Below are 25,752 nucleotides of genomic sequence, written 5' to 3' on the forward strand. Positions count from 1 at the left end.
CATTTGGTCATCGGTTGGTCATCGAACGGTAAGCCCGGTCGTCCTCGCGGTCAAACCGCCGCGTCCGGCGGACGGCGGCAGGGCCTTCACCGGCCGGGCGACGACGGCCATACTGGTTGGTAACCGACAGATGTTCGGGCAATGAGGAGACCCAGATGAGCCTCTCGGACCTGCGTCCGGTCCCCGGCGAGCAGCTGACCTTCCGGCTGCCCCCGAAGTTCGAGAACGTGGCCGACGAGCGGCGCCACCGCCAGGAGCGGCTGGCCGCGGCGCTCAGGCTCTTCGGCCGCTTCGGCTTCGAGGAGGGCGTCGCCGGACACATCACCGCGCGCGACCCCGAGCACCTCGACCACTTCTGGGTGAACCCCTTCGGCATGAGCTTCAAACACGTCAAGGTCAGTGATCTGATCCTGGTCAACCATCAGGGCGAGGTCGTCGAAGGGCGTTACCACGTCAACAAGGCCGCGTTCGCGATCCACGCGATGGTCCACCAGGCCCGGCCGGACGCCGTGGCCGCCGCGCACAGCCACTCCGTGCACGGCAAGGCCCTGTCGTCGCTCGGGCAGTTGCTGGAGCCGCTCACGCAGGACGCGTGCGCCTTCTACGACGACCACGGCCTGTTCGACGACTACACCGGCGTCGTGGTCGAGACAGAGGAGGGCCGCAGGATCGCCCGGGCCCTGGGCTCGCACAAGGCCGTCATCCTGCGCAACCACGGCCTGCTGACCGTCGGCGACTCGGTGGACGCCGCCGCCTGGTGGTTCGTCACCATGGAGCGCTCGTGCCAGGCCCAGCTCCTGGCGAAGGCCGCCGGTGAGGTCGTCCCGATCACCCACGAGAACGCCAAGCTCACCCACGGGCAGATCGGCAACGACCTGGTGGGGTGGATCAACTTCCAGCCGCTGTACGACCAGATCGCCCGCGACGAACCCGACCTGTTCGACTGAGGCCGGGCGGGCGCGTCAGGTGAAGAGCTCGGGCGGCGGGACGGGGGTGAGCACCGCGTCGCCGTCCCTGATCGGCGCCGCGCCCGCGACGAACCTCACCAGGTCCTCCTCGTACACGCACCGGGCCTGGGTGAGGCCGCCCGCCGCCTTGCGGGTCAGCTCGGGCAGCGGCAGCGGCGCCGCCGAGGCGGTCACGATGAGGTTGCCGAACCGGCGCCCGCGCAGGATGCCCGGCTCTGCCAGCAGCGCCACGTGGCGGAAGGTGCCGCGCACGGTGGCGACGACGCGGCGCGCGAAGGCCAGCCCCTTGCCGTCGGCGATGTTGATCAGCAGGGTGCCCGGGTCCTTCAGCACGCGGGCGATGTCGCCCATGTACTCGGCGGTCGCCAGGTCCACCGGCATCGTCGCGCCGCTGAAGGCGTCCAGGATGAACAGGTCGGCCGAGGCGTCGCGCAGGCCGGCGGCGGCGCTGCGGCCGTCGGCCACCCGCACCTTCAGCCGGGGCACCGACCGCAGCCGCAACTGGTCGCGGACAAGCTGCACCAGGGCCGCGTCCGGCTCGATCACGATGTGCCGCGAGCCGGGCCGGGTCGCCGCGACGTACCGGGGCAGGGTGCAGGCGCCCGCGCCCACGTGCACCACGTCCAGCGGCCCCTCCTCGATCGCGTCGATCACGTCGGCCATCAGCCGGACGTACTCGAAGTCGAGGTAGGTGGGGTCCTCCAGGTCCACGTACGACTGAGGGACCCCGGCCATGCTCAGCAGCCAGCCGTGCGGCCGGTCCAGGTCGCGCAGCAGCTCGACCTCGCCCATGTCCACCGGGTAGCGGCCGGGCATGGGGCCCGCCTCGGCCTTACGCTTCCCCACACGGTCTCCCATGGTTCTGATATATCGGGATGTGCCATACCCGGCACTCTTGGGAGAACCGTATGCGCCGCCGAGGACTGCTCGCTCTCTTCGGGGTGACCGTCGTCATCATCGCGGCCTCCCTGGTGGCGCTGGTGCTGGACGCGCGCCGGATCACCGGCACCCCCGAGGCGGCGGGGCGGGCCTACCTGGACGCCTGGGCGGCGGAGAACCTGCCTTCGATGAGGGAGATGGTGTTCTCCCCGCCCGCCGACTTCCTGGACCAGCACCGCCGCCTCAGCACCGACCTGCAGGTGCTGTCGATCAAGCTGACCCCCGGCACGCTGGTGCGGCACGGCGAGCGGGCCGCCGACCTGCCGTTCGAGGGAGTGCGGCAGATCGGCGAGCTCGGCCAGTGGCGGTTCTCCTCGGTGCTCCATCTGGCCGTCAGGGACGGCGCGTGGAAGGTCGTCTGGACGCCGCAGACGCTCCACCCCGGCGTCGCGGCCGGCGAACGGCTGCGCCTGGCGGAGATCCCGGTGCCGGGCACCGAACTGCTGACCCGCCAGGGACGGCCGCTGCCGCACGCCAGCGGCGCCGAGACCTACCTCCGTGACCTGTCGGGCAAGGTCGACGACTTCTACGACGCACCGTCGGCGGGGTGGGCGATCGAGGCCGGCACCTCCGCGGGCAGGTCAAGGAACCTCGTGGTGTTCCGCCGGCCGGCCGAGCGGACCTTCCGCACGACGCTGGACTGGTGGACGCAGGCGGCGGCCGCCCGCGCGCTCGACGGACTCGACCGGCCCGCGGCCGTCGTCGCGGTGCGGCCGTCCACCGGCGAGGTGCTCGCCGTCGCCGACCGGCTCGCCGGCCAGGGCGCCTTCTACCAGCCCGCCCCGCCCGGCTCCACCTTCAAGATCGTCACCGCGGCGGCGCTGCTCGGCGACGGGATGAGCGCCGACACCCCGGTGCCGTGCCCCGCCCGCTACACCATCCCGAACGGGCGCACCTTCACCAACCACGACGACCAGGACCACGGGATGGTCAGCCTCCGCCGGGCGTTCGCCCTGTCGTGCAACACGACCTTCGCCCGGCTCGCCGTCGAACGCCTGGGCGACGGCGCGCTCCGGCGGGAGGCGACGGAGCTGGGGTTCGGCGGCGACCTGAAGTCGGGCATCGGGGGGACGTGCGGGACGATGCGCAGGGCCGGCGACCGCGACGAGCTGGGCGCCGACGCGATCGGGCAGAACTCGGTACAGGCCACCCCGTTGTGCATGGCCCTGGTCGCCGCGGCGGTCCGGGACGGCACCTGGCGCCCGCCCCGGCTGATGTCGGAGAAGGCCGTCAAGCGCCTGGAGATCGACGGCCGGCCGAAGCCGAGACGCATGCCCGGCCCGGTCGTCGCGCAGCTCAGGTCCATGATGGCGGCCGTCGTGACCGAGGGGACGGCCGCCGGCTCCGCCCTGCCCGGCGGGGTGGCGGGCAAGACCGGCACGGCCGAGACGGGGACGGGCGAGGACCACTCGTGGTTCGTCGGCTACCGCGGGGACCTGGCGTTCGCCGTCTTCGTCGAACACGGCGGCGCGGGGGCGGGGGCGGCGGCCACCGTGGCGGCCCGCTTCCTGGGCGCTCTCTGAGGCCGTCCAGTGCAGTGAGGGAACTCACCGCCTACGGAACCGTAGGTTACGGTACCGTAGGTTGGCAGGAGGTTCGATCATGTACGCATCGGTTCTCGACCGCCCCTCAGGCCCGGCGGTGTCCCCTCCCCGGCTGCGCGGCTGGCTGCACGCGGGCGCCCTGCCCGCCACGCTGCTCGCGGGGTTCGTGCTCGTGGCCCTGGGGCCGACGCTCCAGGCCCGCCTGGCCGCCGCCGTCTACGCGGTGACCTCGGGCCTGCTGTTCGGCATCTCGGCGACCTACCACCGGGGCCGCCCGGCGCCGCGCCTGGCCGAGGCCCTGCGGCGGCTCGACCACGCCAACATCTACCTGATCATCGCCGGCACCTACACGCCGTTCGCGCTGCTCGCGCTGGAGGGCACGGCACGGGTCGTCCTGCTCACGGCCGTCTGGACCGGCGCGGCGGCCGGGGTGGTCTTCCGCGCCGTGTGGATGGGCGCGCCCCGCTGGCTGTACACGGCGCTGTACATCGCGCTGGGCTGGACGGCCGTGCTCCTGCTGCCCCAGCTCGTGCGCGGCGCCGGGGCGGCGGCCGTCACGCTCGTCGTCGCCGGCGGCCTGCTCTACAGCGCCGGGGGAGTGGTGTACGGCCTGCGGCGCCCGGACCCCTGGCCCCGGTGGTTCGGCTTCCACGAGGTGTTCCACGCCTTCACCGTGGCCGCGTACGTCGTGCAGTACGTCGCGGTCTCGCTGGTGGTCTACGCCGCCGCCTGACCCGTGCTCCACGCCGCGGTCCGGCCCGTGCTCCACGTCGCGGTCCGGCCCGGTGGTCCTCGCCGTCCGACCCGGTGGCCGACCCCCGCCGTCCCGCCCGGCCCGCGGCGCGGCGGGGGGACGGCGCGCTCAGGCGGTGGCCGCCTCCAGGCCGAGCCGGCGCTCGGCCAGCTCGGCGTACAGGGCCGCGCCGTCGGGCAGCACCGTGTCGTCGAAGGCGGCCTCGGGCGCGTGGTTGTAGGCCGCCCGCGCGGGGTCGGCCCCGTCCGGGCAGGCGCCGAGGGCGACGAAGGCCGAGGGCACCTGGTCGCAGACGAAGGAGAAGTCCTCCGAGCCGGTGAACGGCTGCGGCGCGGTGATGTAACGGTGCTCGTCGAACACCTCGCGCACCGTGTCCCCGGTGAAGTCGGCCTCGGCCGCGCTGTTGACGGTCACCGGGTAGCTGACGTCGTACTCCGCGTCGACCTCCAGGGCGTGCGCGGCGGCGATGCCCTTGAGCAGCGTGAGGATGCGCTCCTGGACGCGGCCGTGCGCGGCGGCCGAGAACGACCGCACGGTGGCCTCGAACGTCGCCTCCTCGGGAATGATGTTGTCGGCGGTGCCGGCGTGGAAGCTGCCCACGGTGACCACCACCGGGTCGAACACGTCGAAGCCCCGCGTGACCATCGTCTGCAGCGCGGTGACCATCTCGCAGGCGGCGGGGATGGGGTCGGCGGCCCGGTGCGGCATCGACCCGTGGCCGCCCCTGCCACGCACCGTGACCTTCAGCCGGTCGGCCGCCGCCATGATCGGCCCGCCCCTGCTGACGAAGAGGCCGCGCGGCAGCACCGAGCTGATCACGTGCAGCGCATAGGCGGCGATCGGGCGCCGTCCTGAGGCGTCCAGCACGCCCTCGTCGATCATGATCTTCGCGCCGCCCTGGCCCTCTTCGCCGGGCTGGAACATGAACACCACGTCGCCGGCGAGCCGGTCGCGCCGCGCCGCCAGCAGGTGGGCCGCGCCGGCGAGCATGGTGGTGTGCAGGTCGTGGCCGCAGGCGTGCATCCGCCCGGGCAGCGCCGAGACCACCGCCGCGCCGCTGCGCTCGGAGACGGGCAGGGCGTCCATGTCGCCGCGCAGCAGCACGGTCGGGCCGGGCCGCCCGCCGCGCAGCACCGCCGTGACCGAGCTGAGCCGCTCGCCGGTGGTCACCTCCAGGGGCAGCCCCGCGAGGGCGCCGAGCACCTTCTCCTGGGTCCGCGGCAGGTCCAGGCCGAGCTCGGGCTCGCGGTGCAGGGCGTGGCGCAGCCGGACGAGCTCCTCGCCCAGGTCCTTGGCGGCTTCGCGGAGCGACACCGGGCATCCCCTCCAGGTTCCTCACCGATACATCCCAGACTTCAGACGATATAGCCCGACTTGGCGGCAGGTAGACAGCATTTGGCGACTTTTTGGTCTGTTACCAGGGTCTTTCCGGATAGGAACGGAACGGTAGCTCGACGGGGGAGATTCGACATGCATGAGGTCAGCGGCGAGGCAGGCCGTCACTGGACAGAGATGGGCCGTCACTGGTGGGTCCAGGCGGCGCGCGGCGCGTGCGCGATCATTTTCGGCGTCCTGGCCGTCGTGTGGCCGCTGATCACGCTGCTCACGCTGGTTATTTTGTTCGGCGCGTACGCGATCGTCAGCGGGGCCTTCGCCCTGTTCGGCGCCTTCCGCGGCGTCCATCCGCGCGACTCGCGCACCTGGCTGGCCATCTCGGGCGTCCTGGCGATCGTCGCCGGCATCGTGGCCTGGGTCTGGCCGGGCATCACGGCGCTGGCCCTGCTCATCCTGATCGCCGCCTACGCGGTCGTGATCGGGGTGTCGGAGATCGTCGCCGCGGTCGCCCGGCGCAAGGCCGGCGAGACCGACTGGGCGTACCTGGTCAGCGGCGTGCTCGCCGTGATCTTCGGCATCCTGCTGTTCGCCTGGCCGGCCTCCGGAGCCCTGGCCCTGACCTGGCTGATCGGCCTGTTCGCCATCCTCTACGGCGCCTCGCTGCTGCTGCAGGCCTACCGGGTCCGCGAGAGCGCGCGCAGGGGGAGCGCCGCGGGCCCCGCCGCGCACGCGGTCTGACCGGTCCGCCGTCGCCCGTTCCGCCCGCCGGAGGGCCGCCTGTCCTGCATGATTCCGCGTGGTAAGCCGGATGTACCGGAGGACTTCCACATAATCATGGACTTGGCCGGGAATATTCTTGCCGACTATCGGACAGGCTCCTCATGGGGAGGGCACATGAGCGTGCTCGACCGGCTGGCCCGCCACCTGCTCGTCGACGGTTACCGCTTCGAACTCGACCTCGACCAGAGCCGGGGATCGTGGATCGTGGACGCCGGCACCGGCCGGCGCTACCTCGACTTCTACACCTTCTTCGCCTCCGCGCCGCTGGGCGTCAATCCCTTCGACGACGATCCGGAGTTCCTGGCCCTGCTCGGCCGGGTGGCCGCCAACAAGCCGGCCAACTCCGACATGTACACCCGCCACCTGGCCGACTTCGCCGACACCTTCGCCCGGGTGCTGGGCGACCCCGCGCTTCCCCACCTGTTCTTCGTCGAAGGCGGCGCGCTCGCCGTGGAGAACGCCCTGAAGTGCGCGTTCGACTGGAAGAGCCGCCAGAACGAGGCGCACGGCCGTCCGCGCGAGCTGGGCACCAAGGTCCTGCACCTCACCCGCGCCTTCCACGGCCGCAGCGGGTACACCCTGTCGCTGACCAACACCGAGCCGGTCAAGACCGAGCGCTTCCCGGTCTTCGACTGGCCGCGCGTCGAGGTGCCCGCGATCCACTTCGGCGAGGTGGAGGCGGCCGAGGAACGGGCGCTCGCCCAGGCGCGCGCGGCCTTCGACCGCCACCTGCACGACATCGCCTGCTTCATCGCCGAGCCGATCCAGGGCGAGGGCGGCGACAACCACATGCGGCCGGAGTTCCTGCTGGCCGTCCAGCGCCTGTGCCACGAGCGGGACGCGCTGTTCGTCATGGACGAGGTGCAGACCGGCGTCGGGCTCACCGGCACGCCATGGGCCTACCAGCAGCTCGGCCTGGCCCCCGACATCGTGGCGTTCGCCAAGAAGGCCCAGGTCGGCGGCATCATGGCCGGCCGCAGGGTGGACGAGGTGCCGGGCAACGTCTTCCAGGTCAGCGGGCGGATCAACTCCACCTGGGGTGGCGGGCTGGTGGACATGGTCCGCTCGCGCCGCATGCTGGAGATCATCGAGCGGGACGGCCTCATCGCGCGCGCGGCCGAGCTCGGCGAACGGCTGCTCGGCGGCCTGCGCGAGCTGGAGGCCGGGTTCCCCGGCCTGGTCCGCGCCGCGCGCGGGCGCGGGCTCATGTGCGCCTTCGACGTGCCGGACCGCCGTGACGATGTCGTGCGGGCGCTGCGCGAGGACCAGGGCGTGCTGGTGCTGCCCTGCGGCGAGCGGTCGGTGCGGCTGCGCCCCGCCCTCTCGGTCACCGCGGAGGAGATCGCCCACGGCCTGGCGGCGCTCGAGCGCGCGCTGACGGCCGTCCGCGAGACCGCGCCGAAGGCCGTCGGCGTGCCCGCCTGACCGGTGGGGCCGCAGGCGGGTGGGGCCGCAGGCGGCGTGCCCGGCTGACCGCCGGGGTCGCGGGGCGGCACGCGTGGCCCGACGTCGGGCCGCGCGCCGGCCACCTCCCCCTGGCCGGCGCGCCGTCCGCGCCGTCGTCAGGCGCGCGACCGGCCGTCGCCCTTCCACAGGCCGATGGCCGTCATCCGGCAGTCGGCCCCGAGCTTGGAGTAGATGCGGTTCACGTGGTTCTTGACGGTCTTCTCGCTCAGGAACAGCCGCTGGGCGATCTCACCGTTGGAATGGCCCGTCGCGATCAGGTCCATCACCTCGGCCTCGCGTTTGCTCAGCCCGGCGTGCGCGTGCTCGTTGTAAGTGGCGTCATCGACACTCATCCGGCCTCCGTGGCACGAATCATTGTCTGATCGCCGAGCCCCCCGCGCTGGCGGTGTGCGGTTTTTGCGAGCATAGCCCGCCATCGCGGCCTTTGGGGGCCAGCCAGTCCGAGAAATGCTCACTTTCCCCGAAAGCGATGGAGAGGGCGGTGACGCCGTGAAAGCGCGATGGCCGGTCCGAGAGGGACCGGCCATCGACCGCTGGGGTGAGTGATGGGACTTGAACCCACGACATCCAGGACCACAACCTGGCGCTCTGCCAACTGAGCTACACCCACCATGTCCGCGGTCATCGCCGCGGCACAGGAAAAGTGTAGCGGGCTTTGGGGGGTTCTGGTGCCGTGCCGCGTCAAGATCCGGTTATGGCCTCCGCCACCTCACGTGCGGTGGCGGTGTCGGGGCCCGGCTGCGGCACGAAGACGGCGGCGCGGTAGTAGCGCATCTCCTGCACGCTCTCGGTGATGTCGGCCAGCGCCCGGTGGCCGCCCTGCTTGGCCGGGGAGGCGAAGTAGACCCGTGGGTACCAGCGGCGGACCAGTTCCTTCACCGAGGAGACGTCCACCATGCGGTAGTGCAGGTAGGCGTCGACGGCCGGCATGTCGCGCGCGATGAAGGAGCGGTCGGTGGAGATGGAGTTGCCGCACAGCGGCGCCTTCTTCGGCTCCTGCACGTGCCGCTGGATGTACGCCAGGACGAGCGACTCGGCCTCGGCGAGCGTCACGCCGTCCGCAAGGGCGCTGAGCAGGCCGGAGGAGGTGTGCATCTGCCGCACGACCTCCGACATCTGCTCCAGCGCCTCCTGCGGCGGCTTGATGACGACGTCGATGCCCTCGTCCAGCTGGTTCAGCTCGCCGTCGGTCACGACGCACGCGACCTCGACGAGCGCGTCATTGCCGAGGTCGAGCCCGGTCATCTCACAGTCGATCCAGACCAACAGGTCACTCATAATGCTCAGCGTAGTGCCCGGTCATGAGGCCTTGAGAGAGTCCAGTACGCGATCGATCAGCGATGTGTCCAAATTGTCGGGTACGGAGGCGTAAAGGACGGAAGGTCGCTTGCCCAGACCCTGGTCCACCAGGGCGATCACCCCGTGCTCCTTCTTGAAGTCCCAGCCCGCCTTCTTGGCCTCGGGCGTGAAGTCCATCTCGAACCTGAGCATCCACGCCTTCTTGCCGCTGACCTCGAAGCTCTCGTCCTTGACGATCTTGCGCTTGTGCGGGGGGCTGTAGAAGAGCTTCTCGTAGTTGATCAGGAAGCTCCCGGCCGCGTTGCGCAGGTCCTGCGGGCCCGAGTAGTCGAAGACCTGGGGGAGCGTGCACACCGTCACCGTGCCCACCCAGTCGTGGTCCTGGCCGTCGTAGTTCTTCTGCGAGGTGGCCTGGTAGCCGCTGGTCCACAGCGGGAAGCGCGGGTCGGGCCGCCCGGTGCCGTTCAGCTCCGCCCACGTCGGCACCGACCACTTGCCGCCGGGGAAGGTGAAGGACAGCCCGTTGCGGGGGTCGGTGATGGTGTCGCCCTTCGGCGGGGGCAGCTGGGCCGGGAAGTCCGTGACGCTCGGATCCGGGGTCGGGGTGTCCAGCGGCGGGTCGGTGGCCGGGGCCGACGGCTCCGCGGTCTCGCTCGGCAGGGGCGTCGACGCCGCGGTCGGGGTGCCGTCGCGATTGACGAAGGTGAAGGCGAGCACCAGGGCGATGACCACGAGGATCGCGACGGCGCCGCCGCCGAGCACCCACGGCAGCGGGCTCTTCTTCGGCGGCGGGGGCCCCTGCGGGCCGAACTCCGGCACCGGCATCTGGGCCGTGGCCCCGGGCGGGCCCCACTGCTGCGGCCCGCCGTACGGGCCCGGCTGCCCTGGTTGTCCCGGCTGCCCGTACTGCCCGGCCGGCTGGCCGTAGGCGCTGGTGGGCTGGGCGTACGGACCCGTCGGCTGACCGTACTGGCCCGTCGGCTGACCGTACTGGCCGCCCGGCCCGCCGAACTGCGGCTGCCCGCCGGGCGGGGCGAAGGCGCCGGGCTGCTGGTGCGCCCCGGTGCCCTGCTGTCCCCCGGGGCCGGGCGCGCCCGGCTGCGGGTACGGCCCGGTGCCCTGCTGCCCGCCGATCGCCCCGGGCTGCGGCTGGGGGCCGGTGGCGCCGGGCCGCGGGTACGGGCCGGTGCCGCCCGCGCCCAGGTGAGGCTGCGGCCCCGTCTGCGGCCCCGTCTGCGGACCGGTCCCCGGCTGCGGGGGCGCGTCCTGCGGGGTGTCGGCGCCCGGCGGGGAGCCGCCCGTCCGGGACGCCTGGGAGGAGTCGTCCGGCGCGGACCCCGCGCCCTGCTGGGGCGTGCCCTCCGGCCGGCTCCACTGGCCGGTCGTCACCGGGGCCTGGCCCGAGGAGGCCTCCAGGGGGTGGGTGGCGTCGGTCCACTGCGTGCCATCCCACCACCGCAGTTGCGGTGATCCGTATGGGTCCGGGTACCAGCCGGCGGGGGTCTGCGTCATGTCGTCAGAATAGTGACATCCCCGTTATTACGCGCATTTGGCGAGCGATCTGCGCGGTCAGCATTTATAAGTGAACGTCGCCGCGTCCTCGATCGGGGCGCCCGAGGCGCCGACCGGCGACAACACGCGCAGCCGCGCCGTCAGTTTCCGGGTACCGCGCCCGCTCACGTCCCATTCGAGGGTGACCTCATGGCTGGACCGCCCGGACGGCACGGCGTCGGTGTGCTTGATCGGCTTCTGCTTGCTCAGCAGCCACTCGTAGGAGACCTGGCCTGCCGACCCGTTCGTGGTGAGCACCCCGACGACGTTCACGGTGGTGTCGCACCCGGCGGCCTTCGGCTGCCTGACCTGGACCGCCGTCACCGAAAGCGGCGCGCCGCGCTGGAACCACAGGAAGACCGCGGCCAGCAGGATCAGCGCGAACAGCACGGCGGACCCGACGAAGCCGCCGCGCCGGCGCCGCCGCTTGCGCGGAGCGGCCAGTCGCTCGGCGGCCGCCACGGTGGGCTGCTCGCGTCCGGCCCGCCAGATCTGCGCGGCGGTCGTGTCCACGGGCACCCCGGGGCCGAACCGCATCTCGCCGCCGGCCGGCGTCGTGGCCGCGGGCGGGGCCTGCCCGGTCTCGGCCGCCGGGTGGGCCGGCCGCTCACCGGCGCCCGCCGGCACGTACAGCAGGGTCACGACCTCGCCGGTGTCCACGCCCTGCGGCGACGGGGGCAGGTGCGGGGGCTGCCCGGTGGGCACCGCCGACGCCGACCACCACTGGATCGTCTGGACCAGCCGCTCACGGGTGGCGAACCCCGAGGGCAGCAGGTCGCGCCCGTTGACCAGGGCGTCGCGCGCGGCGCCCAGGCCATGGGTGGTCGCGGTGGCCGCCGCGCGGTCGAACAGCCGCGCCGCCTGCTGGTCGCCGGCCGCCCACGCCGCAGCGAGCCCGCGGGCCAGCGAGGCCCACGCGGCCAGGTCACGCTCCACCGAGGCGTGCGCGCCGCGCAGCGCCGGGACCAGCCCGCGCTCGGCGAGCAGCGCCGTGCCGTCCTCGGCGATCACCACGGTGCCGGCGTGCAGCGCGCCGTGCACCAGGCCCGCCGAGTGGACGGCGAGCAGCGTCTGCGCGGTCTCCACCAGGATCGTGGCCGCGCTACCGGCGTCCGGGGCGGGGGCCCGCATCAGCTCGGCCAGCGACGGCGTGCCCGGCCGCGCGGTGAGCAGCCACACCTGTCCCCGGGCGGCGACCAGGTCGGTGATCGGCACCAGGCCCGCGACGCCGCCGCGTGTCAGGCGCCGGTCGGCGGTCACCTCGGCGACGACCCGGTCGCGTGCCCCGGGGTCCACCAGGACCCCGGGATCGATCCACAGGACCCCGCCGCGTCCGCCGTCCGGCGTGACCGCGTCGGTCCAGGTGCCGGTCTCACCGGCGCGAGATCGGCCCGTCAGCCGGTATCCCGCGATGCTCTCGCCATCTGGCATCTACCGCCGCCTCCGGTGCCGTCCCGCCATGCGCTGTCTGAGGACAAGTGTGGCGGGAACCGCCCCGGTCGTCACCAGGCCGACCGCCAGCACGCCTGCCGCGTCCCCCCGCGGGGTCGTCTCGGGCGACGGGGTGTCGCCGACGTCGCCCCTCGGCGGCGGTGACGACGGCGACTCCGAGGGCCGCGTCGAGGGACTGGGCGACGGCTCGGGGGAGGGCTGGGGCGGCTGCTGGGTCGGGCGGGGAGTCGGGGTGGGCTTGGGCTTGCCGGAGGGCAGCGTGTCGTCCACGTTGGGATCGGAGGTGTCGGGCTTGTCCGACGGGCTCGGCTTGGCCGAGGCCGAGGGCTTGGCGGACTTCGTCGGCTTCTTGCTGGGCGAGGGCTTCGGCTTCGGCGAGGTCTTGGTGGCGGTGGGCTGCGGGGCGGTCGAGGGGACCGCGGCGGCCGTGGTCTGGGGAGGGGCCGCCGTCGGCTCGGCCGTCGGGCTCTCGGACTCCGTCTGCTCCGTCGGCTCCTCGGAGGGCTCCTGCGCCGGCGACTCGGCGATCGCCGGCTCGGGCGAGCCTCCGGCGATGGCGGGCGTGGCCGACGGCGTGGTGGTCGTCGTCTGCGCCTGCAGCGAGCTGTCGCCGAGCGTCCCCACCAGGACCGCGCCGCCCGCCGCGACGACCGCCAGGCCCACGGCGCCCACCATGAGCTTGACGCTCAGCTTGCTCAGGCCCCGGCGGACGCCGCCGAGCTCGGTCTCCGCCAGCGAGGTGCTGGCGCCGGGCAGCTCGTCGACCAGCGGGAACAGCAGGGCGAGCAGGCCCGCCAGCGCGGCCAGGCGGCGGCGTCCCTTGTCCTCCCAGTCGGGCCCGTACGCCTGGAGGGCGACGTCCTCCAACTCGGCCAGGAACGCGTCGGCGGTGGCGGGCCGCTCGGAGGCGCGCTTGGCCATGCCGCGCTCGATGAGCCCCCGCAGCGGCGCGGGAACCTGCTCGACCGGCGGCGGCATCGCCTGGTGCTGCCGCGCCAGCGCCGCCATGTTGCGCGACTGGAACGGCCTGGTGCCGGTGAGGCACTCGAAGAAGACGATGGTCGCGGCGTACACGTCGGTGCTGGGGCCGGCGGGAGCGCCCGCCCACTGCTCGGGCGCCATGTACGGGGGCGTACCGGCGCCGCTGACCCCGTCGCCGGAGCGCACGGCGATGCCGAAGTCGATGAGCTTGCTGTCCCCGGTGCCCTCGATGACGACGTTCTCGGGCTTGAAGTCGCGGTGCACGACGCCGCTGGCGTGCGCGGTGGCCAGGCCCAGCAGCGACCCCTTGAGCAGCACGAGCGCCGCCTCGGCGCCGGTCGGGCCCTCCGAGCGCAGCATCGCGCGCAGGGAGACGCCGTTGACCAGCTCCATGATGATGGCGGCGCCGCCCTGGTGCTCGATGTACTCGTAGAACCGGGCGGCGTGCGGGCTGTCCATCAGCTCCAGCAGCCGCGCCTCGTGGCGGAAACGGACGACGAACCCCGGGTCGGCGCACAGCTCGTCGGACAGGTATTTGATCGCGACGTAGGTCTGGTCCGCGTCGTAGCGAGCCATGACGACACGTCCGGACCCTCCGCTGCCCAGGTCACGAATCTCGGTATATCCGGGGACTCGCCATGCCCCGCTCTGGCCGTCCATGCGGTCTCCTTTTGTGGCCGGGCCCCCACCCATGACGCGACAACGAAGCCTAATGGCGACGTGGCTGATCCGAGATGTTTAAATAGATATTTGCTATATTGTCGGCGCCATTGTCAGCGATGGGCGCGACCCGGCGGCGCTTTACGCCCGGCCTTCCGCGCGGTCGTCCAGGGCCCTTTTCCGTGCGGTCACCCGGCGTCCGGCCGCCCCCTGCCGGCGATGTGGGCGGGCACCGGCGTCCCCGGCGGCAGCGCCGGGTCGGGCTCGGGCTCCCCCCAGCTCACCCGCAGCGGCAGCACCCCCGCCCACAGCGGAAGCGCGTAGTCCTCCTCGTCGTCCACAGGAGGCCCCTGGCGCACCTTCACCGACGCCTCGGCGAGGGACAGCGCGACGACCGCCGTCGCCGCCAGCTCCTTCCCGTCCGGTGGCCGGGTGGCCTCCCACTGGCCGGGCGCCAGGTTCTCGGTGATCGCCCGCAGCCCCGCCAGCCGCTCGTCGGCGTCCTCGACCGGCCGCGGCGTGCCGTAGATCATCGCCGAGCGGTAGTTCACCGAGTGGTGGAACGCCGAGCGCGCCAGCACGACGCCGTCCAGATGGGTGACGGTCACGCAGACCTCCCCGCCCGCGCGCAGCGACGCGGCGCCGGTCGATCCGTGCAGGTAGAGGGTGTCGCCGATGCGGCCGTACCCGGTCGGGACCACCATGGGCGAGCCGTCGACCACCACGCCCACGTGGCAGATCAGCCCGGCGTCAAGGACGGCGTACAGCTCGGAACGGTCGGTGCGGCCGCGGCGCTTGCCGCGCCTGAGGGTGGTGCGCGAGGTCGAGGACAGCATGCGATTACCGTACGAAGAAGTGGACCTGTGGTGCAGGTCCACTGCCGCGCCGTTTCAGGAGACCACTTGCCGCTCCACGTCGACCTTCCCCTCGTCCTCGACCGGGACGCGCCCGTCCCGCTCACGGTGCAACTCGGCGACCAGCTCCGGGCCGGTATGCGCGCGGGCATGCTCAGGTCGGGAGAGCGCCTGCCGTCCAGCCGCGCGCTCGCGCGGCTGCTCGGCGTGAGCCGCACGGTCGTCACCGACGCCTTCCAGCAGCTGTACGCCGAGGGCTGGCTGGAGGGACGCCACGGCTCGGGCACCTACGTGGCCGACCTGTCCGGGATCGCCGGTCCGGCCGGCGGCGCCTCGCACGCGCCCCCGGCCGGGGGCGCCGGTCCGGCGGGCGGCGCCTCGCACGGGCCGCCGGAAGGGGCGCCCTCCGGGAACGGCCCGGCGACGCGGGCACCCGCCACGACGGCGGGCGCGGCGGCCGGGTGGACGCGGGGGGACACGGTGTTCGCCGCCGCCGGCGCGCAGGACGTGCCGGACGCCGGGGTCGTCGACCTGCGGCCCGGCCGGCCATGGGTGCGGGACTACGACCGGGCGGCCTGGCGGCGGGCCTGGCGCGGGGCCGCCGACCGGCCGCCCTGCGACGTCATCGACCCCTACGGGCATCCCCGCCTGCGGGAACTGCTGGCCGGCCACCTGCGCAGGGCGCGGGGCGTCCCGGTGGGCCCGGAGAACGTGATGGTCACCCGGGGCACCGGCCACGGGCTCGACCTGCTCGCCGCCGCCCTGCTGCGACCGGGCGACCGGGCCGGGGTGGAGGAGCCCGGATACGGCAAGGCCCGCTCGATCATCGCCGCGCGCGGCGGCCGCATCGCGCCGTGCCCGGTGGACGAGCAGGGCGTCCTGACCGAGGGGCTGCCCGACGACCTGCGCATCCTCTACACCACGCCCGCACACCAGTACCCGCTGGGGGGCAGGCTGCCCATCCCGCGCCGCGAACGGCTGCTGGCCTGGGCCCGCCGCACCGGCGCCACCGTGGTCGAGGACGACTACGACGCCGAGTTCCGCTACGACGTGGCGCCCCTTCCGGCCCTGTACGGCCTGGACCCCGGACGGGTCGTCCTGCTCGGCACGCTGTCGAAGTCGCTGGCGCCGGACGTGGGCATCGGCTGGCTGGTGGCGACGCCCGCCCTGCTCGGCGAGCTGGCCCGCGTGCGCGTGGAGCTCGCCGACCGGACCTCCGGCCCGGTCCAGGAGGCCGTCGCGGTGCTGCTCGAACGCGGTGACCTGGACCGCCACCTGCGACGGGCGCGGCTGTCCTACGGGCGCCGCCGCGCCGCCATCGTGGAGATCCTCGGCGGGCGGGTGAGCGGCGACTCCGCCGGCCTGCACGTCTTCCTCAGGCTGCCCGCCGGGCAGGTGGGCCGCCTGGTCGCCGCGGCGGCCGAGCGCGGCGTGTTGCTGGACACCACCGAACGGCACCACCACGGCCTGGTGCGCCACCACGGGGTGGTCATCGGATACGGCTCGGCGTCCCTGGCCGAGGTCCGCGAGGGCTGCGCCGTCATCGCCGCCCTGCTGTCCGGCCGCTGACCACGGCCCGCCGGCCAGGGCCGCCGGCTACGGCCGCGCCGGACGGGGGAGGCGACGGGCGCGGGGCCGGAGCCGTGTGCGGCCGGGGCCGGGCGGCAGAGGACGGGAGTCAGGGGACGGGGGTCAGGCGGCGCGGGGGAGCAGATGGTCGCCCGGCGGGGGCGGAGCCGGGAGCAGCGACTCGACCACCGGCAGCGCGCGCCCGGCGTACAGCGGGTCGACCGGCAGCACGTGCCGCGCCCACCAGCGGGCCGTCTCGCGCTCCGGCGACGGCTCGACGAACCCCTCGGCGTAGTCGTCGTACGGCGGGTCGTAGAGGTAACCGGTGGGCACCCCGCGGCGCTCCAGCGCGGCGATGGCGCCGTCGCGGTCGGCGACGAGCAACGGGACGCGGAACAGCGGCTGGTCGATCTGGGCGCGGACCCCGGCGGCGGCCGTCGGCAGCTCGGCCAGCCGGGCGACGCCCGCCAGCCGCGCCGCCCGCTCCTTGGGCAGGCGCGCGAGCCGCCGCCCCTGGTACCACCGGGCGACGGCGCCACGAGAGCCGCGGTAGTCGTGCAGGTCGGCGCGGACCCACGCGTCGAACGCCGGCAGGCCGTGCCCGCCCGCGAGCGTCGCGGCGAGCTCCTGCGGACGCAGGGCGATGCGGTAGCCCTGGCGCGGCTCCTGCAGGCCCAGAACGCGGGCCAGCCGCATGGCGGGGCGGGCCATGTCCAGGCGCAGGGCGGTGCGCCGGGCGGCGGAGGTGGCGACGCCGAGCAGGTCCCTGCGCAGGGCGCCCGGCTGGAGCAGCAGGTCGCGCTCGCGCTCCAGCTCGCGCCGGTCGGCCGGGCTGTCCACGGCGAGCACGCCCCCCGACCCCGCCCCCGCGTGCTTGGACATGCTGAAGACCCCGGCCACGCCGAACGTGCCGAGCGGCCGGCCGTCCACCGACGTCTCGGCCGCGTGGGCGACGTCCTCGATCACCAGCAGGCCGGTCATGCCGAGCACGTCGTCGGGCAGGCCGTACAGGTTGGTGGTGAGCACGGCGTCCACCGCGCCCAGCAGCACCCGGGCCAGCTCGATGTTGCCGTCCAGGACCGAGATCGGCGCGATGACCGGGATGAGCCCGGCGGCCAGGACCAGGAAGAGGATCTCGTCGGCCGAGATCGGGGACATCAGCAGCCGCTGCCCGGGTGTGCACCAGTGCCGCAGGGCCAGGTACAGACCGAGCCGGTTGGACGGCAGGTACACGGTCTCGCGCCCCGTGCGCGCCGCGAGATGTCTTTCGGGACTCACTGCTCCCTCTTTCCGCCGCCTGGTGGTGCCTGGACCAGGTCCGGCAAAGCAGAAAGGTAGCGCATGGGAGCCGGGCGGTTACCCCATCTATGCGGGCCCGTTACCCGGCTGGGCGGGCGCCTGTTACACGGCGAGGCCGGTGTGGACGCCGGTCATCAGGGACGACGCGCGGACGCGGAGCAGGTCACGAGGCGATGGTGGTGCGGATCCTGCCGTAGGTCTTCAGCGCCAGGTCGGCGGTCTCGCGGAGCACCGAGTTGGCGAGGACCGTTCCACGGGCCTTACGGACGGGCACGCGGACGAGCCAGTGAACTCCGGCCCCCGGAGTCGGCCGGGCGACACGGCCCTCGGTGACCCACAGCTCGCCGGTCTTCAGCTTGTCCTTGTACTCCTTCTCGCCGCGGCCCATGTCGATGAGGCGGATGCCGGCCTCGGCGGCGCGCTCGGCCATCGCCAGGTGGTGGATCAGGCCGGGGGAGTACTTGGCGTAGGCCGGGTCGTAGGCCGGGAACCAGCCGGCGAGGGTCGTCTTGGTGCGCAGCCCGAAGTGCCCGGCGACCGGCCGGCCGTCGACGTACACCATGTCGAGCTGCCCGCCGAAGTGCTCGGTGTCGATGTGCAGCAGGTTCTCCACCAGGCGCACGATCCACGGCCGCGCGAAGCGGTCGGTGCGGCCGGTGCGGCGGTACTGGTCGGTCTTCCAGTCGAGCAGCGTGCGCAGGACGGCCTCGTCGGTGACGCCGAAGTCGTGGCGCATCGGGCCGAAGTCGCGCTGGAGCTTGCGCGTCTTGTACGCGGTGGACTTGTAGGTCTTGCCCGACACCTGCTTGAGCGTCTCGACGTAGGCCGCGTAGCCGTCGGACAGGTCGATGACCGGCGAAGGGTGCCGGGTGTGCTTGGCGGGCACCAGCGGCTGGCCGGCCAGCAGGTGGTCGAACTCGAACACCGCCAGCCCGCAGGCCTTCATCAGCTCGTTCGGGTCGAGGTCGATGTCCTTGGCGTGGACCATGCCCTGGGCGTCGGTGAGCCCGGCGGCCACCGGCATGCCGATGCCGAACTGGTGGCGCTCGAAGGGAAAGAAGCCCACGATGTCGGCGCCGTCGGTGAGGACGGCCACCCGCGCCTGCTCGCGCACCCGGCCCGTCTCGATCGTGAACTCGGGCGAGAGGAAGGGGCTGTCGAGTGCGGGGTCGGCGGCCTGCAGAGCCCGCCAGCGGGCCGTCTCTGAGGGACCGAGTTCCCTGGGATGGACGACGGTTACGCGCATGGGCTCCTACTGGGGTGATCCCTGTGGTGTTGAGACGGCGCCTACACCTTCTACCCAGCTTGGTGCCTGCCATGTAATAGGGCGATAAAGATCGTATCACGGTGCGATTGGGGAATGCTGGTAGCGATCGCGCTCCACGTCGCGTCCATCGGCGCCGATCCTGCCGGCGCCGTTCACACCGCCCTCGCGCGGGCGCGGGACGTCGAGGCTCGCGGGCGGCTCGCCGACGATGCGGTGCACGTCGATCGCCCCCGGGTCCCCCTCGGAGGCGCCGGGCACCTGCGAGGCGCCGAAGTGGCCGCCCCTGGCCCACACTCGCGGACTGCCCTGCGCCGCCACCGACAGGGGGTAGGGCAGGGGAGGGCCGGCGGGCCACCGGCGCGGCACCGCCCAGGAGTCCAGCCAGGACAGGATGTCGTCCAGCCCGTCCATCTTGCTCTCGGTGAACGGCTCCTCCACCGATCCGAGCACGCGGATCTGGACGCACACCCGTCCCTGCCGGTTGAGCGCGCCCGGCAGCCCGCAGGCCGCCCTGGTGGGCGGGAGTGACTGGACGATCTGCCCGGTGACGGGGTTCCACACCAGATGGGCCGGTCGGGAGATCTGGACGAGCCGCTGGGCCACCGATTTGGCCGACACCCGTTGGGGGTCGGTCGGCCAAATGAACCAGACCACCCGGGGCGCGCCTCCGGCCATCGGCCCTGCGTCCTCGAGAGCGGGAATTCGACTGGCGACGGGCAGCCATGCCTGGGCCACTGTGCCCCCTCAAATCCTCGGTCGCGGCTTTTATACCCCTTTAATCAAGCCGTTGACACCTTATGCTGCTTGATTCTTGGAACAACACATAGAGTGATACTTGCGGCGTTAAAAGGGTTATATGCGTGTCTGGTGGTAAGTGGGCGAGCCATGTGCACCATGGCGGACGGCGCCCACGGGCCCTCGCGCGGTGGGAGCATTCAAGGGTCCTGCAAGCGTGAGCGGATACGGTGACGGAGTGTTGGAGAGCAGTGGCCGGCATGCTCGGCGTCGTTACATCCCGCGAGGGCCCATCGCCATCGGCGCCGGCGTCCTCGCCCTCGCCCTGGTGGCCGGGCTCCTGGCCATCGCCGCCCAGCGCGGCGGCGGGCGGTCCGACGGCGTCGCGGCCACCATCCTCGCCACCCCCGAGCCGCCGCCCAGCCTCGAGCAGCCGCCGGTGGTGGACAGCTGGCCGCGGTGGGGCGTGACCCACACCCAGTACAGCGCCGACAACGAGAGCGACGAGGTCCGCTCCAAGGTGGCCGACCTGTTCGCCCGCGTCCCCATGCTGGAGAACCAGCACATCATGGGCTGGGGCGCCGGCAACCCCGAGCCCGCGCCCGGCAAGTACGACTTCCGCGACCTCGACCGCCGCGTCAAGCTGATGGCCGCGACCAAGTCCCAGCCCGTGCTCACGCTGTGCTGCGCCCCCGACTGGATGAAGGGCGGTTCCGAGGGGCGCACCAACTGGAGCAAGATCGAGATGGCGCCGATGCGCGACCACTTCGAGGACTACGCCGAGCTCGCCGCCACCGTGGCCCGGCGCTACCCGACCGTGACCCACTACATGGTGTGGAACGAGTTCAAGGGGTTCTGGGACGACGCCCACAACGACTGGGACGTCGAGGCCTACACCGACCTGTACAACCGGGTGTACGACGCGCTCAAGGCCGTCAACCCCAAGATCCAGGTCGGCGGCCCGTACATCCCGATCGACAGCCACGTCAGCAGCGCCAACGCCTCCACCCTGCGCGGCCCCTGGGGCGCCGTCGACCGCAGGAACCTCGCCAGCATCGACTACTGGCTCACGCACAAGAAGGGCGCCGACTTCATCGTCGTCGACGGCTCCTCGGCCACCAACGACCGCGGGCTGGTCCCCGACGAGTTCACCGCGCTCAAGAAGTTCTCCGCCGTCACCGCGTGGCTGCGGCAGCGCGGCGGCGACCTGCCCGTCTGGTGGGCCGAGTGGTACATCGCCCCCGACAACATCGACTGGGACGAGCAGCACCGCTCGGCGGTGCAGGCCGTGGCCATGATGGAGTTCGCCAGGAGCGGCACGGCCAGCGCCCTGTACTGGAGCCCGCAGCGCAAGGCCGGCGACGACTGCCCCGGCTGTCTGTGGACGCCCGGCGTGGGCGACGAGATGCCCATGGCCGGCCTGCTCAGCGGCTTCACCCGGTGGTTCCCCGCCGGCGCCGAGCTGGCCGACCTGAGCGTCTCCGACCCGCGCGTCCAGGTGCTCGCCGTCGACCGGCAGATGGTCATGGTGAACACCGCGGCCAGCGCGCTGACCGTCACCGTCGACGGCAAGTCGTTCGAGCTCGCCCCCTACGACGTCAAGTGGAGCGACCGCGGCCGGTGACCCCGGGCCGCCCCGCGGTCAGCCGGAGGTCAGGGTCAGGAAGCGCTCCACGATGACGGCGAGGGCGGCGGCGGTCATCAGCAGGCCGATGATCACCAGTTTGCGCCGCCCGCGCGCGGCCCGCTCGGTGCCCCGCAGGCGCGCGAGCTCCGCCGCGAACAGCGTCGAGACGGCCAGCGCCAGCGCCACGAGCCCGAACGGCGTCCACGGCGTCGAGCGGTCGCCCACCATCGTCACCGGAGCCGGCGGCGGGATCTCCGACCCCTTCGGATAGGTGCGCAGGGTGTAGATGGCGGCGTCCTGGTTGGCGTACACGCGCTTGAGCTTGGTCGAGGCGTCCAGCGCCGCGCGGAACCGCTCACCCCACTCCGGGGGGAAGCCCTCGTTCAGCTCCAGATACGCCGCCTGGCCCCGCGTGGTGATCAGGAACGTGTTCGGGGCCTTGCCGCGCAGCGCCGTCAGCACCCCGGCCAGGTCTGCGGGATCCTTGGTGACGAGCGCCTGGTCGTACTCGACCCGGTCGATGTCGCGCTCGCGCCACGGGATGGTCGGCGTGACCTCCTCGCCGAGGATCGGCACCAGGTACAGCAGCCGCGCGCTCGGCCGGTCGTGGGCGTACACGTAGTGCATCGCCGCGGCCTCGCCCGTGGTGACCCGCTCGAACTTCTCGTTGCCGTACCGCGCCACCAGGAACGCGCCCGCCAGCGCCAGGGCGGTCACCGCCGCCAGCACCGCCGAGACCCGCCGCGTCGTCCCCGGCGCGTACCGCATGGTGCGGCGGCGGATCGGCACCGTCTCGCCCTCGCGGGCGTCGGTGGTGTGCGCGGGCAGGTTCGGGAAGAACGCGTACGCGCCCAGGATGCACGCCGCGGGCAGGGCGAACATGTAGACCCGCAGGCCGATCTCGCCGCCGTAGCTCTGCAGGCCGAGTGCCAGCGTGGGCACGCACAGCAGCACCGCCGCGGCCCGGTCGCCGACGCCGCGCCGCAGCCGGCGCAGCAGCCCGACGGCCGCGAACAGCAGGATCACCCCGCAGATCCCGAGCCGCACCTTCAGCACGATGCCGTGCTGCGCGTCGGTGCCCACCAGCCGGTCGCCGGTGTTCTCCTGCAGGTTGGCGAAGATCTTGCCGATGCCGCCGAACAGCTCGTCGATGCGGCCGCTCCAGAACGGCGTCGCCTGGTAGTTGATCCAGGCGATCACGATCAGCCCGAAGAACACCGGCAGCGCCAGGGACAGGGCGCTGCGGCGCAGCAGGATGAGCCCCGTCAGCGCGCCCATCATCATGAACGGCGTGATCTGGTGGGTCGCCGTGGTGGCGAAGAACAGCCCGACCAGCAGCGTGAGCAGCACCACCCGGTCGGTCACCGTCGTCGGCCTGGCCGGCAGCTCCCCGGGCGTGAGGCGGTCGAGCCGGGCCAGGGTGCGCCGCAGAAAACCCTTGGGAGGCAGCGGCGCCGTCCTGGGCTCCGCGCGGCCGAACCAGCGCATCAGGACGGCGACGAACACCAGGTACAGCGCGAAGGTGAAGCCCTGCGGGGAGAAATAGTCCTGCCCGATCCACTGCACCAGGATGAACAGCAGCGCCGCGAACCAGCGGGCCCGGGTGGTCGCCACGATCTGCCGCAGGATCAGCACGAACGGCAGCAGATAGAGCAGGTTGGACACCAGCGGCGTCCACTGCAGCACCGTCGAAGGATCCTCCACCCCGGCGGCGCGCAGAACGAACCCGAACAGCGCGAAGAATCCCGGCCAGGCGAAGCGGGCGTCCAGCCCTGGCAGCGCCTCGCCCGCCCGTCCGATGTACTCGGCGAAGCCCGCGTGCACCCAGGCCGTGGGGAAGCGCGGCTCGGCCTCGACCAGCGCCGCCGCCCCGTGCAGGGTGAAGGTGACCGCGGCGAGCTGGAACAGCAGCAGGCCCTTGCGGTCGGTGTTCTGGGTCAGCGTCACGAAGAACGAGACGATGATGAGGGCGATCGCGGCGAAGGCCGTGACCGGCAGCACCGAGATCAGGCCGAGCCCGTTGATCCGGTCGAGGTCGACGCCGCGCATGGCCCCGTGCGGCACCCGCAGCGCCAGCACGTACATGACCAGACCTTCGAGGGTCAGCAGCGGCGGCAGCCACGACGCCACGCTCGCCGCCAGCCGCGACACCCGCGGCTCCGCCCGATCGCCCACCTCCACCGCCTCCGCCACGGCGACCCCGGACGGAACCGCCCCCGACGCGGTCGCGGCGGAGAGCTTGGGGGGAGTCCCGGGCGCGGCCTGCGCGACGGCCGGAGTCGTGTCAGGGGTATCGGACTCGTCCGAGTCGTCGGGGTGGTCCGGGTCGTCTGGGGCGTCCGTCCGGCCCGCCGCAGCCTTGGCCCTGTCGTCCGGCCGAAGCGGCTCCTCGGGCGCGGGCGGCGCCTGGACGGCCCGCGCGACCGGCCGCGGGCGCGAGGCCGGCAGCGGCAGCGGGATCACCTGCGTGACGTCCTGGTCGACCGGTTCCCCGGCCGGCACCACGGCGAGCTCGTCATCGGATTGGGCGGTGTCGTCCCCGTCGTCGTCCCCGTCGTCGTCCGACGGGGCCTCGGCGTGGGCGTCGGCGCTCGCCGTGTCCCGCGCCGTGCCGGCGTCCTCGGTGGCGTCCTTGGCAACGCGGGACGGGGTGGGCTGGACGGGTAGTTGCAGCACCTGGGTCACATCGGCGTCGTCGGCGTCGTCGTCCCCGCCCTCGGCGTCGTCGGCGCGCTCGGCGTCGTCGGTGTCGTCGGTGTCACCAGGCTCGGCGGTGCCGGCGTCGTCGTCGCTGTCACCGGATTCGGCGGTGTCCGCGGGCGCGGGGGCGCGGTCGATCGGCAGGGCCACCGGCCGGGTGAACTCGGAGGTGACGTCGGAGTCGTCCTCCGCGTCGGGAGCCTCCTCCGTGCCCGGACCGTCCTCCGCGTCGAGAGCGTCCTCGCCGTCCGGACCCTCCTCGGGCCCGGTGGCCTCGGCGTCCGGACCGTCCTCGGTGTCGGTGGCCTCGGCGTCGAGATCGTCCTCGGCGTCCCGGGCGGCGATCCCGGCGCCGGGATCGCCGGCGTCCGGGCGGTCGGCGGCGTCGAGGGGCTGCTCGGCCTCCAGGTCGGCCTCGGGGCCCGCGTCGTCGGCCTCCGCGCCTGCGTTCTGGTGTGCGGGGTGACCGGTGCCCGGATCGTTCGCGGGGTCGAGGGCGTCGTCGTCCGCCGGGGTGGCGATCTTCGTCGCCGTGTCCTCTGTCACCTCGTCGCCTGTCCGTTGCCTCACGTGGACCATGATGCGGTCTCGGACGCCTCCCGCGCGTTCGATGACCGCGGCGTCGCCGAGCCGCCGAGTATCCGGCGCAGCCCCGGGAGGATCAGCAGGGCGACCAGCACCTCGCTGAACAGCAGCCCGTACCCGACCGAGGTGATGCCCGCCACCGGCAGCAGGATGACCGAGGACGACAGCACCAGCACCGCCAGGCCGATCTGCACGACGGCGAGCGTGCGGGCGTCGCTGCGGGCCCGCAGCCCGCTCAGGTAGATCTCGATCAGCACACGGGGCAGCACGGCGACGGCCATCAGCCGCAGCAGCGGCGCCCCGTGCTCGGCGAAGCCCGGCCCGAACACCGCCAGGATCAGCGGAGCGGCCACGACGGTCACCGCCACCACCGGTATGATGATCATGTACGCGCGCCGCAGCGCCTGGCGGCAGTTGGCGGCCAGCATCGAGCGGTCGCCGGCCCCTTCGACGGTGAGCGAGGTGGCCATGTTGATGGCCAGCAGCTCGATCATCGCCCCCAGGGTCTGCGGGATGGAGAAGTACCCGAACATCTCGCCGTTGACCCGCGAGGCGACGTACACCGGCAGGAAGTACACGATGGCGAGGATCGAGAACGCCCCGGGGTAGTCCCCGGCGAGGAAGCGGCCGATCTCGCGCAGCCGGGGCGGGCGCGAGCCGGCCGGTGCCAGCTTGGCGTGGCGCGGCACCAGCACGCCGAAGATGAGGATGTTGATCGGGATGAGCGCGAGCGCGGTCGGGACCACCCACGAGACGTAGATGCCGTCGTCGGGCAGGGCCCCGGCCAGGGCCACCAGCAGGCCCATCTTGACCAGGCCGAAGCTGAAGCTGTTCACCGGCACCCAGACGGCCTTGCGCATGCCGGCGAGCGCCACGTCCTGCAGGGTGAACACCGACCAGATGGCCACCGAGGCCAGGAAGAACAGGCCGGGGCCGACGCCGGCCAGCGTGGAGTAGTTCTCTCCCCAGAACGGCAGGGTCAGCAGGAACGCGCCCGCGGCCACGACGGCCGTCAGCGTGGAGATGAGGTAGCCGCGGCCGATGAGCCCGCCGGTGCGCCGGCCGGCCACGGGGATGAACCGGGCGAGCGCGCCGGTCAGCCCGAGCGCCGTGAGCCCGGCGAACAGCCGCATCGCGGTGATCAGCGCCTGGCTGCGCCCGAAGTCCTCCGGCGAGTACAGCCGGGCGGCCAGCAGCCAGTAGCCCATGCCGAGCACCGCGGTCACGCCGGTGTTGGCCATCAGCGCGTAGCCGTTGAGGAACAGCGGGTTGCGCAGGTCGTGAAGGAGCCGCCGCCACAGGACGGTCAATCTCCCGGCGGCCTCATCGGCGTCCGTCGCCTCCGGCCTGTCGCCGGTCACTGTCGTCTTCATGGTCGCGTCACCC

Annotated in this window: 20 protein-coding genes and 1 tRNA gene; 7 read left to right on the forward strand and 14 right to left on the reverse strand. The window is 73.0% G+C overall.

The genetic code is table 11. The features are described 5' to 3' along the window. Positions 1-155 precede the first annotated feature (155 nt). The gene (locus ACFQSB_RS24175; RefSeq protein WP_380829271.1) at positions 156-947 is read left to right on the forward strand and encodes a class II aldolase/adducin family protein; all 792 of its coding nucleotides are present in this window, start codon (positions 156-158) and stop codon (positions 945-947) included. Positions 948-962: 15 nt separating this feature from the next. On the opposite strand, the gene ACFQSB_RS24180 is transcribed toward ACFQSB_RS24175, so the two are convergent. Further along, positions 963-1,814: a spermidine synthase gene (locus tag ACFQSB_RS24180; RefSeq protein WP_380829272.1), complete on the reverse strand. Its 852-nt coding sequence runs from the start codon at positions 1,812-1,814 to the stop codon at positions 963-965. 62 nt (positions 1,815-1,876) lie between these two features. Between ACFQSB_RS24180 and ACFQSB_RS24185 the strand changes: the two genes are divergently transcribed. After that, complete coding sequence (locus ACFQSB_RS24185; protein ID WP_380829273.1) at positions 1,877-3,430, forward strand: penicillin-binding transpeptidase domain-containing protein; 1,554 nt, start codon at positions 1,877-1,879, stop codon at positions 3,428-3,430. Between the two features lie 79 nt (positions 3,431-3,509). Beyond that, a complete protein-coding gene (trhA, locus tag ACFQSB_RS24190) occupies positions 3,510-4,184 on the forward strand; it encodes a PAQR family membrane homeostasis protein TrhA (protein ID WP_380829274.1) in 675 nt (224 codons plus the stop codon). A gap of 129 nt (positions 4,185-4,313) precedes the next feature. Here trhA and ACFQSB_RS24195 read toward each other — a convergent pair whose 3' ends face one another. Continuing rightward, a complete protein-coding gene (locus tag ACFQSB_RS24195) occupies positions 4,314-5,519 on the reverse strand; it encodes a M20 metallopeptidase family protein (protein ID WP_354928662.1) in 1,206 nt (401 codons plus the stop codon). A gap of 156 nt (positions 5,520-5,675) precedes the next feature. On the opposite strand from ACFQSB_RS24195, the gene ACFQSB_RS24200 reads away from it, so the two are divergent. Both ACFQSB_RS24200 and lat read left to right on the forward strand, forming a co-directional pair. Beyond that, a complete protein-coding gene (locus tag ACFQSB_RS24200; protein WP_380829275.1) occupies positions 5,676-6,278 on the forward strand; it encodes an HdeD family acid-resistance protein in 603 nt (200 codons plus the stop codon). 156 nt (positions 6,279-6,434) lie between these two features. Beyond that, positions 6,435-7,745, forward strand: coding sequence for an L-lysine 6-transaminase (gene lat / locus ACFQSB_RS24205; protein ID WP_380829276.1), 1,311 nt, complete (start codon positions 6,435-6,437; stop codon positions 7,743-7,745). Positions 7,746-7,882: 137 nt separating this feature from the next. Here the strand turns inward: lat and ACFQSB_RS24210 are convergent, their stop codons facing one another. The 7 genes from ACFQSB_RS24210 to ACFQSB_RS24240 form a co-directional block, all read right to left on the reverse strand. Then, positions 7,883-8,119 (reverse strand): helix-turn-helix domain-containing protein, encoded by a 237-nt coding sequence (locus ACFQSB_RS24210; protein ID WP_380829277.1) that lies wholly within the window; start codon positions 8,117-8,119, stop codon positions 7,883-7,885. A 202-nt stretch (positions 8,120-8,321) separates the two neighbouring features. Next, a tRNA-His gene (locus tag ACFQSB_RS24215) sits at positions 8,322-8,397 on the reverse strand. A gap of 71 nt (positions 8,398-8,468) precedes the next feature. Continuing rightward, positions 8,469-9,065: an oligoribonuclease gene (gene orn / locus ACFQSB_RS24220; RefSeq protein ID WP_354840830.1), complete on the reverse strand. Its 597-nt coding sequence runs from the start codon at positions 9,063-9,065 to the stop codon at positions 8,469-8,471. Positions 9,066-9,086: 21 nt separating this feature from the next. Continuing rightward, complete coding sequence (locus ACFQSB_RS24225) at positions 9,087-10,598, reverse strand: DUF2510 domain-containing protein (RefSeq protein WP_380829278.1); 1,512 nt, start codon at positions 10,596-10,598, stop codon at positions 9,087-9,089. A gap of 57 nt (positions 10,599-10,655) precedes the next feature. After that, the gene (locus ACFQSB_RS24230) at positions 10,656-12,068 is read right to left on the reverse strand and encodes a protein kinase family protein (protein WP_380829279.1); all 1,413 of its coding nucleotides are present in this window, start codon (positions 12,066-12,068) and stop codon (positions 10,656-10,658) included. Further along, positions 12,069-13,763, reverse strand: coding sequence for a serine/threonine-protein kinase (locus ACFQSB_RS24235; protein ID WP_380829280.1), 1,695 nt, complete (start codon positions 13,761-13,763; stop codon positions 12,069-12,071). It lies immediately after the preceding gene. Positions 13,764-13,918: 155 nt separating this feature from the next. Continuing rightward, positions 13,919-14,566, reverse strand: a complete 648-nt coding sequence (locus ACFQSB_RS24240; RefSeq protein ID WP_354928686.1) for a pyridoxamine 5'-phosphate oxidase family protein — start codon at positions 14,564-14,566, stop codon at positions 13,919-13,921. 66 nt (positions 14,567-14,632) lie between these two features. Between ACFQSB_RS24240 and ACFQSB_RS24245 the strand changes: the two genes are divergently transcribed. After that, entirely contained in the window at positions 14,633-16,153 is a 1,521-nt protein-coding gene (locus ACFQSB_RS24245; RefSeq protein WP_380829281.1) for an aminotransferase-like domain-containing protein, read from the forward strand. Between the two features lie 123 nt (positions 16,154-16,276). Here ACFQSB_RS24245 and ACFQSB_RS24250 read toward each other — a convergent pair whose 3' ends face one another. From ACFQSB_RS24250 to ACFQSB_RS24260, 3 genes are all read right to left on the reverse strand, one after another. After that, the gene (locus ACFQSB_RS24250) at positions 16,277-17,431 is read right to left on the reverse strand and encodes a DegT/DnrJ/EryC1/StrS family aminotransferase (RefSeq protein WP_380829282.1); all 1,155 of its coding nucleotides are present in this window, start codon (positions 17,429-17,431) and stop codon (positions 16,277-16,279) included. 184 nt (positions 17,432-17,615) lie between these two features. Beyond that, entirely contained in the window at positions 17,616-18,698 is a 1,083-nt protein-coding gene (locus ACFQSB_RS24255) for a GNAT family N-acetyltransferase (RefSeq protein ID WP_354840850.1), read from the reverse strand. Positions 18,699-18,794: 96 nt separating this feature from the next. After that, positions 18,795-19,373 carry a hypothetical protein gene (locus ACFQSB_RS24260; protein WP_380829283.1) on the reverse strand — a complete coding sequence of 193 codons (579 nt, stop codon included), beginning with the start codon at positions 19,371-19,373 and terminating at the stop codon, positions 18,795-18,797. Positions 19,374-19,692: 319 nt separating this feature from the next. Between ACFQSB_RS24260 and ACFQSB_RS24265 the strand changes: the two genes are divergently transcribed. After that, positions 19,693-21,078 carry a GH39 family glycosyl hydrolase gene (locus ACFQSB_RS24265; protein ID WP_380829284.1) on the forward strand — a complete coding sequence of 462 codons (1,386 nt, stop codon included), beginning with the start codon at positions 19,693-19,695 and terminating at the stop codon, positions 21,076-21,078. An 18-nt stretch (positions 21,079-21,096) separates the two neighbouring features. Here ACFQSB_RS24265 and ACFQSB_RS24270 read toward each other — a convergent pair whose 3' ends face one another. Continuing rightward, positions 21,097-24,351: a hypothetical protein gene (locus tag ACFQSB_RS24270; protein ID WP_380829285.1), complete on the reverse strand. Its 3,255-nt coding sequence runs from the start codon at positions 24,349-24,351 to the stop codon at positions 21,097-21,099. Further along, on the reverse strand, positions 24,348-25,739 hold the full coding sequence (locus ACFQSB_RS24275; protein ID WP_380829286.1) for a lipopolysaccharide biosynthesis protein: 1,392 nt from the start codon (positions 25,737-25,739) through the stop codon (positions 24,348-24,350). The genes ACFQSB_RS24270 and ACFQSB_RS24275 overlap by 4 nt, the downstream gene beginning before the upstream one ends. Between the last annotated feature and the right edge of the window lie 13 nt (positions 25,740-25,752).

It is taken from the genome of Sphaerisporangium rhizosphaerae, from assembly GCF_042665155.1.
GTDB classification, from domain to species: Bacteria; Actinomycetota; Actinomycetes; order Streptosporangiales; family Streptosporangiaceae; genus Sphaerisporangium; species Sphaerisporangium rhizosphaerae.

Coding starts and splice junctions, on each gene's coding strand:
- ACFQSB_RS24185 (WP_380829273.1), top strand. CDS start 1,877: ATGCGCCGCCGAGGACTGCTCGCTCTCTTCGGGGTGACCGTCGTCATC.
- trhA (WP_380829274.1), top strand. CDS start 3,510: ATGTACGCATCGGTTCTCGACCGCCCCTCAGGCCCGGCGGTGTCCCCT.
- ACFQSB_RS24230 (WP_380829279.1), bottom strand. CDS start 12,068: ATGCCAGATGGCGAGAGCATCGCGGGATACCGGCTGACGGGCCGATCT.
- ACFQSB_RS24235 (WP_380829280.1), bottom strand. CDS start 13,763: ATGGGTGGGGGCCCGGCCACAAAAGGAGACCGCATGGACGGCCAGAGC.
- ACFQSB_RS24275 (WP_380829286.1), bottom strand. CDS start 25,739: ATGAAGACGACAGTGACCGGCGACAGGCCGGAGGCGACGGACGCCGAT.
- ACFQSB_RS24175 (WP_380829271.1), top strand. CDS start 156: ATGAGCCTCTCGGACCTGCGTCCGGTCCCCGGCGAGCAGCTGACCTTC.
- ACFQSB_RS24200 (WP_380829275.1), top strand. CDS start 5,676: ATGCATGAGGTCAGCGGCGAGGCAGGCCGTCACTGGACAGAGATGGGC.
- ACFQSB_RS24225 (WP_380829278.1), bottom strand. CDS start 10,598: ATGACGCAGACCCCCGCCGGCTGGTACCCGGACCCATACGGATCACCG.
- ACFQSB_RS24240 (WP_354928686.1), bottom strand. CDS start 14,566: ATGCTGTCCTCGACCTCGCGCACCACCCTCAGGCGCGGCAAGCGCCGC.
- ACFQSB_RS24210 (WP_380829277.1), bottom strand. CDS start 8,119: ATGAGTGTCGATGACGCCACTTACAACGAGCACGCGCACGCCGGGCTG.
- lat (WP_380829276.1), top strand. CDS start 6,435: ATGAGCGTGCTCGACCGGCTGGCCCGCCACCTGCTCGTCGACGGTTAC.
- orn (WP_354840830.1), bottom strand. CDS start 9,065: ATGAGTGACCTGTTGGTCTGGATCGACTGTGAGATGACCGGGCTCGAC.
- ACFQSB_RS24255 (WP_354840850.1), bottom strand. CDS start 18,698: ATGCGCGTAACCGTCGTCCATCCCAGGGAACTCGGTCCCTCAGAGACG.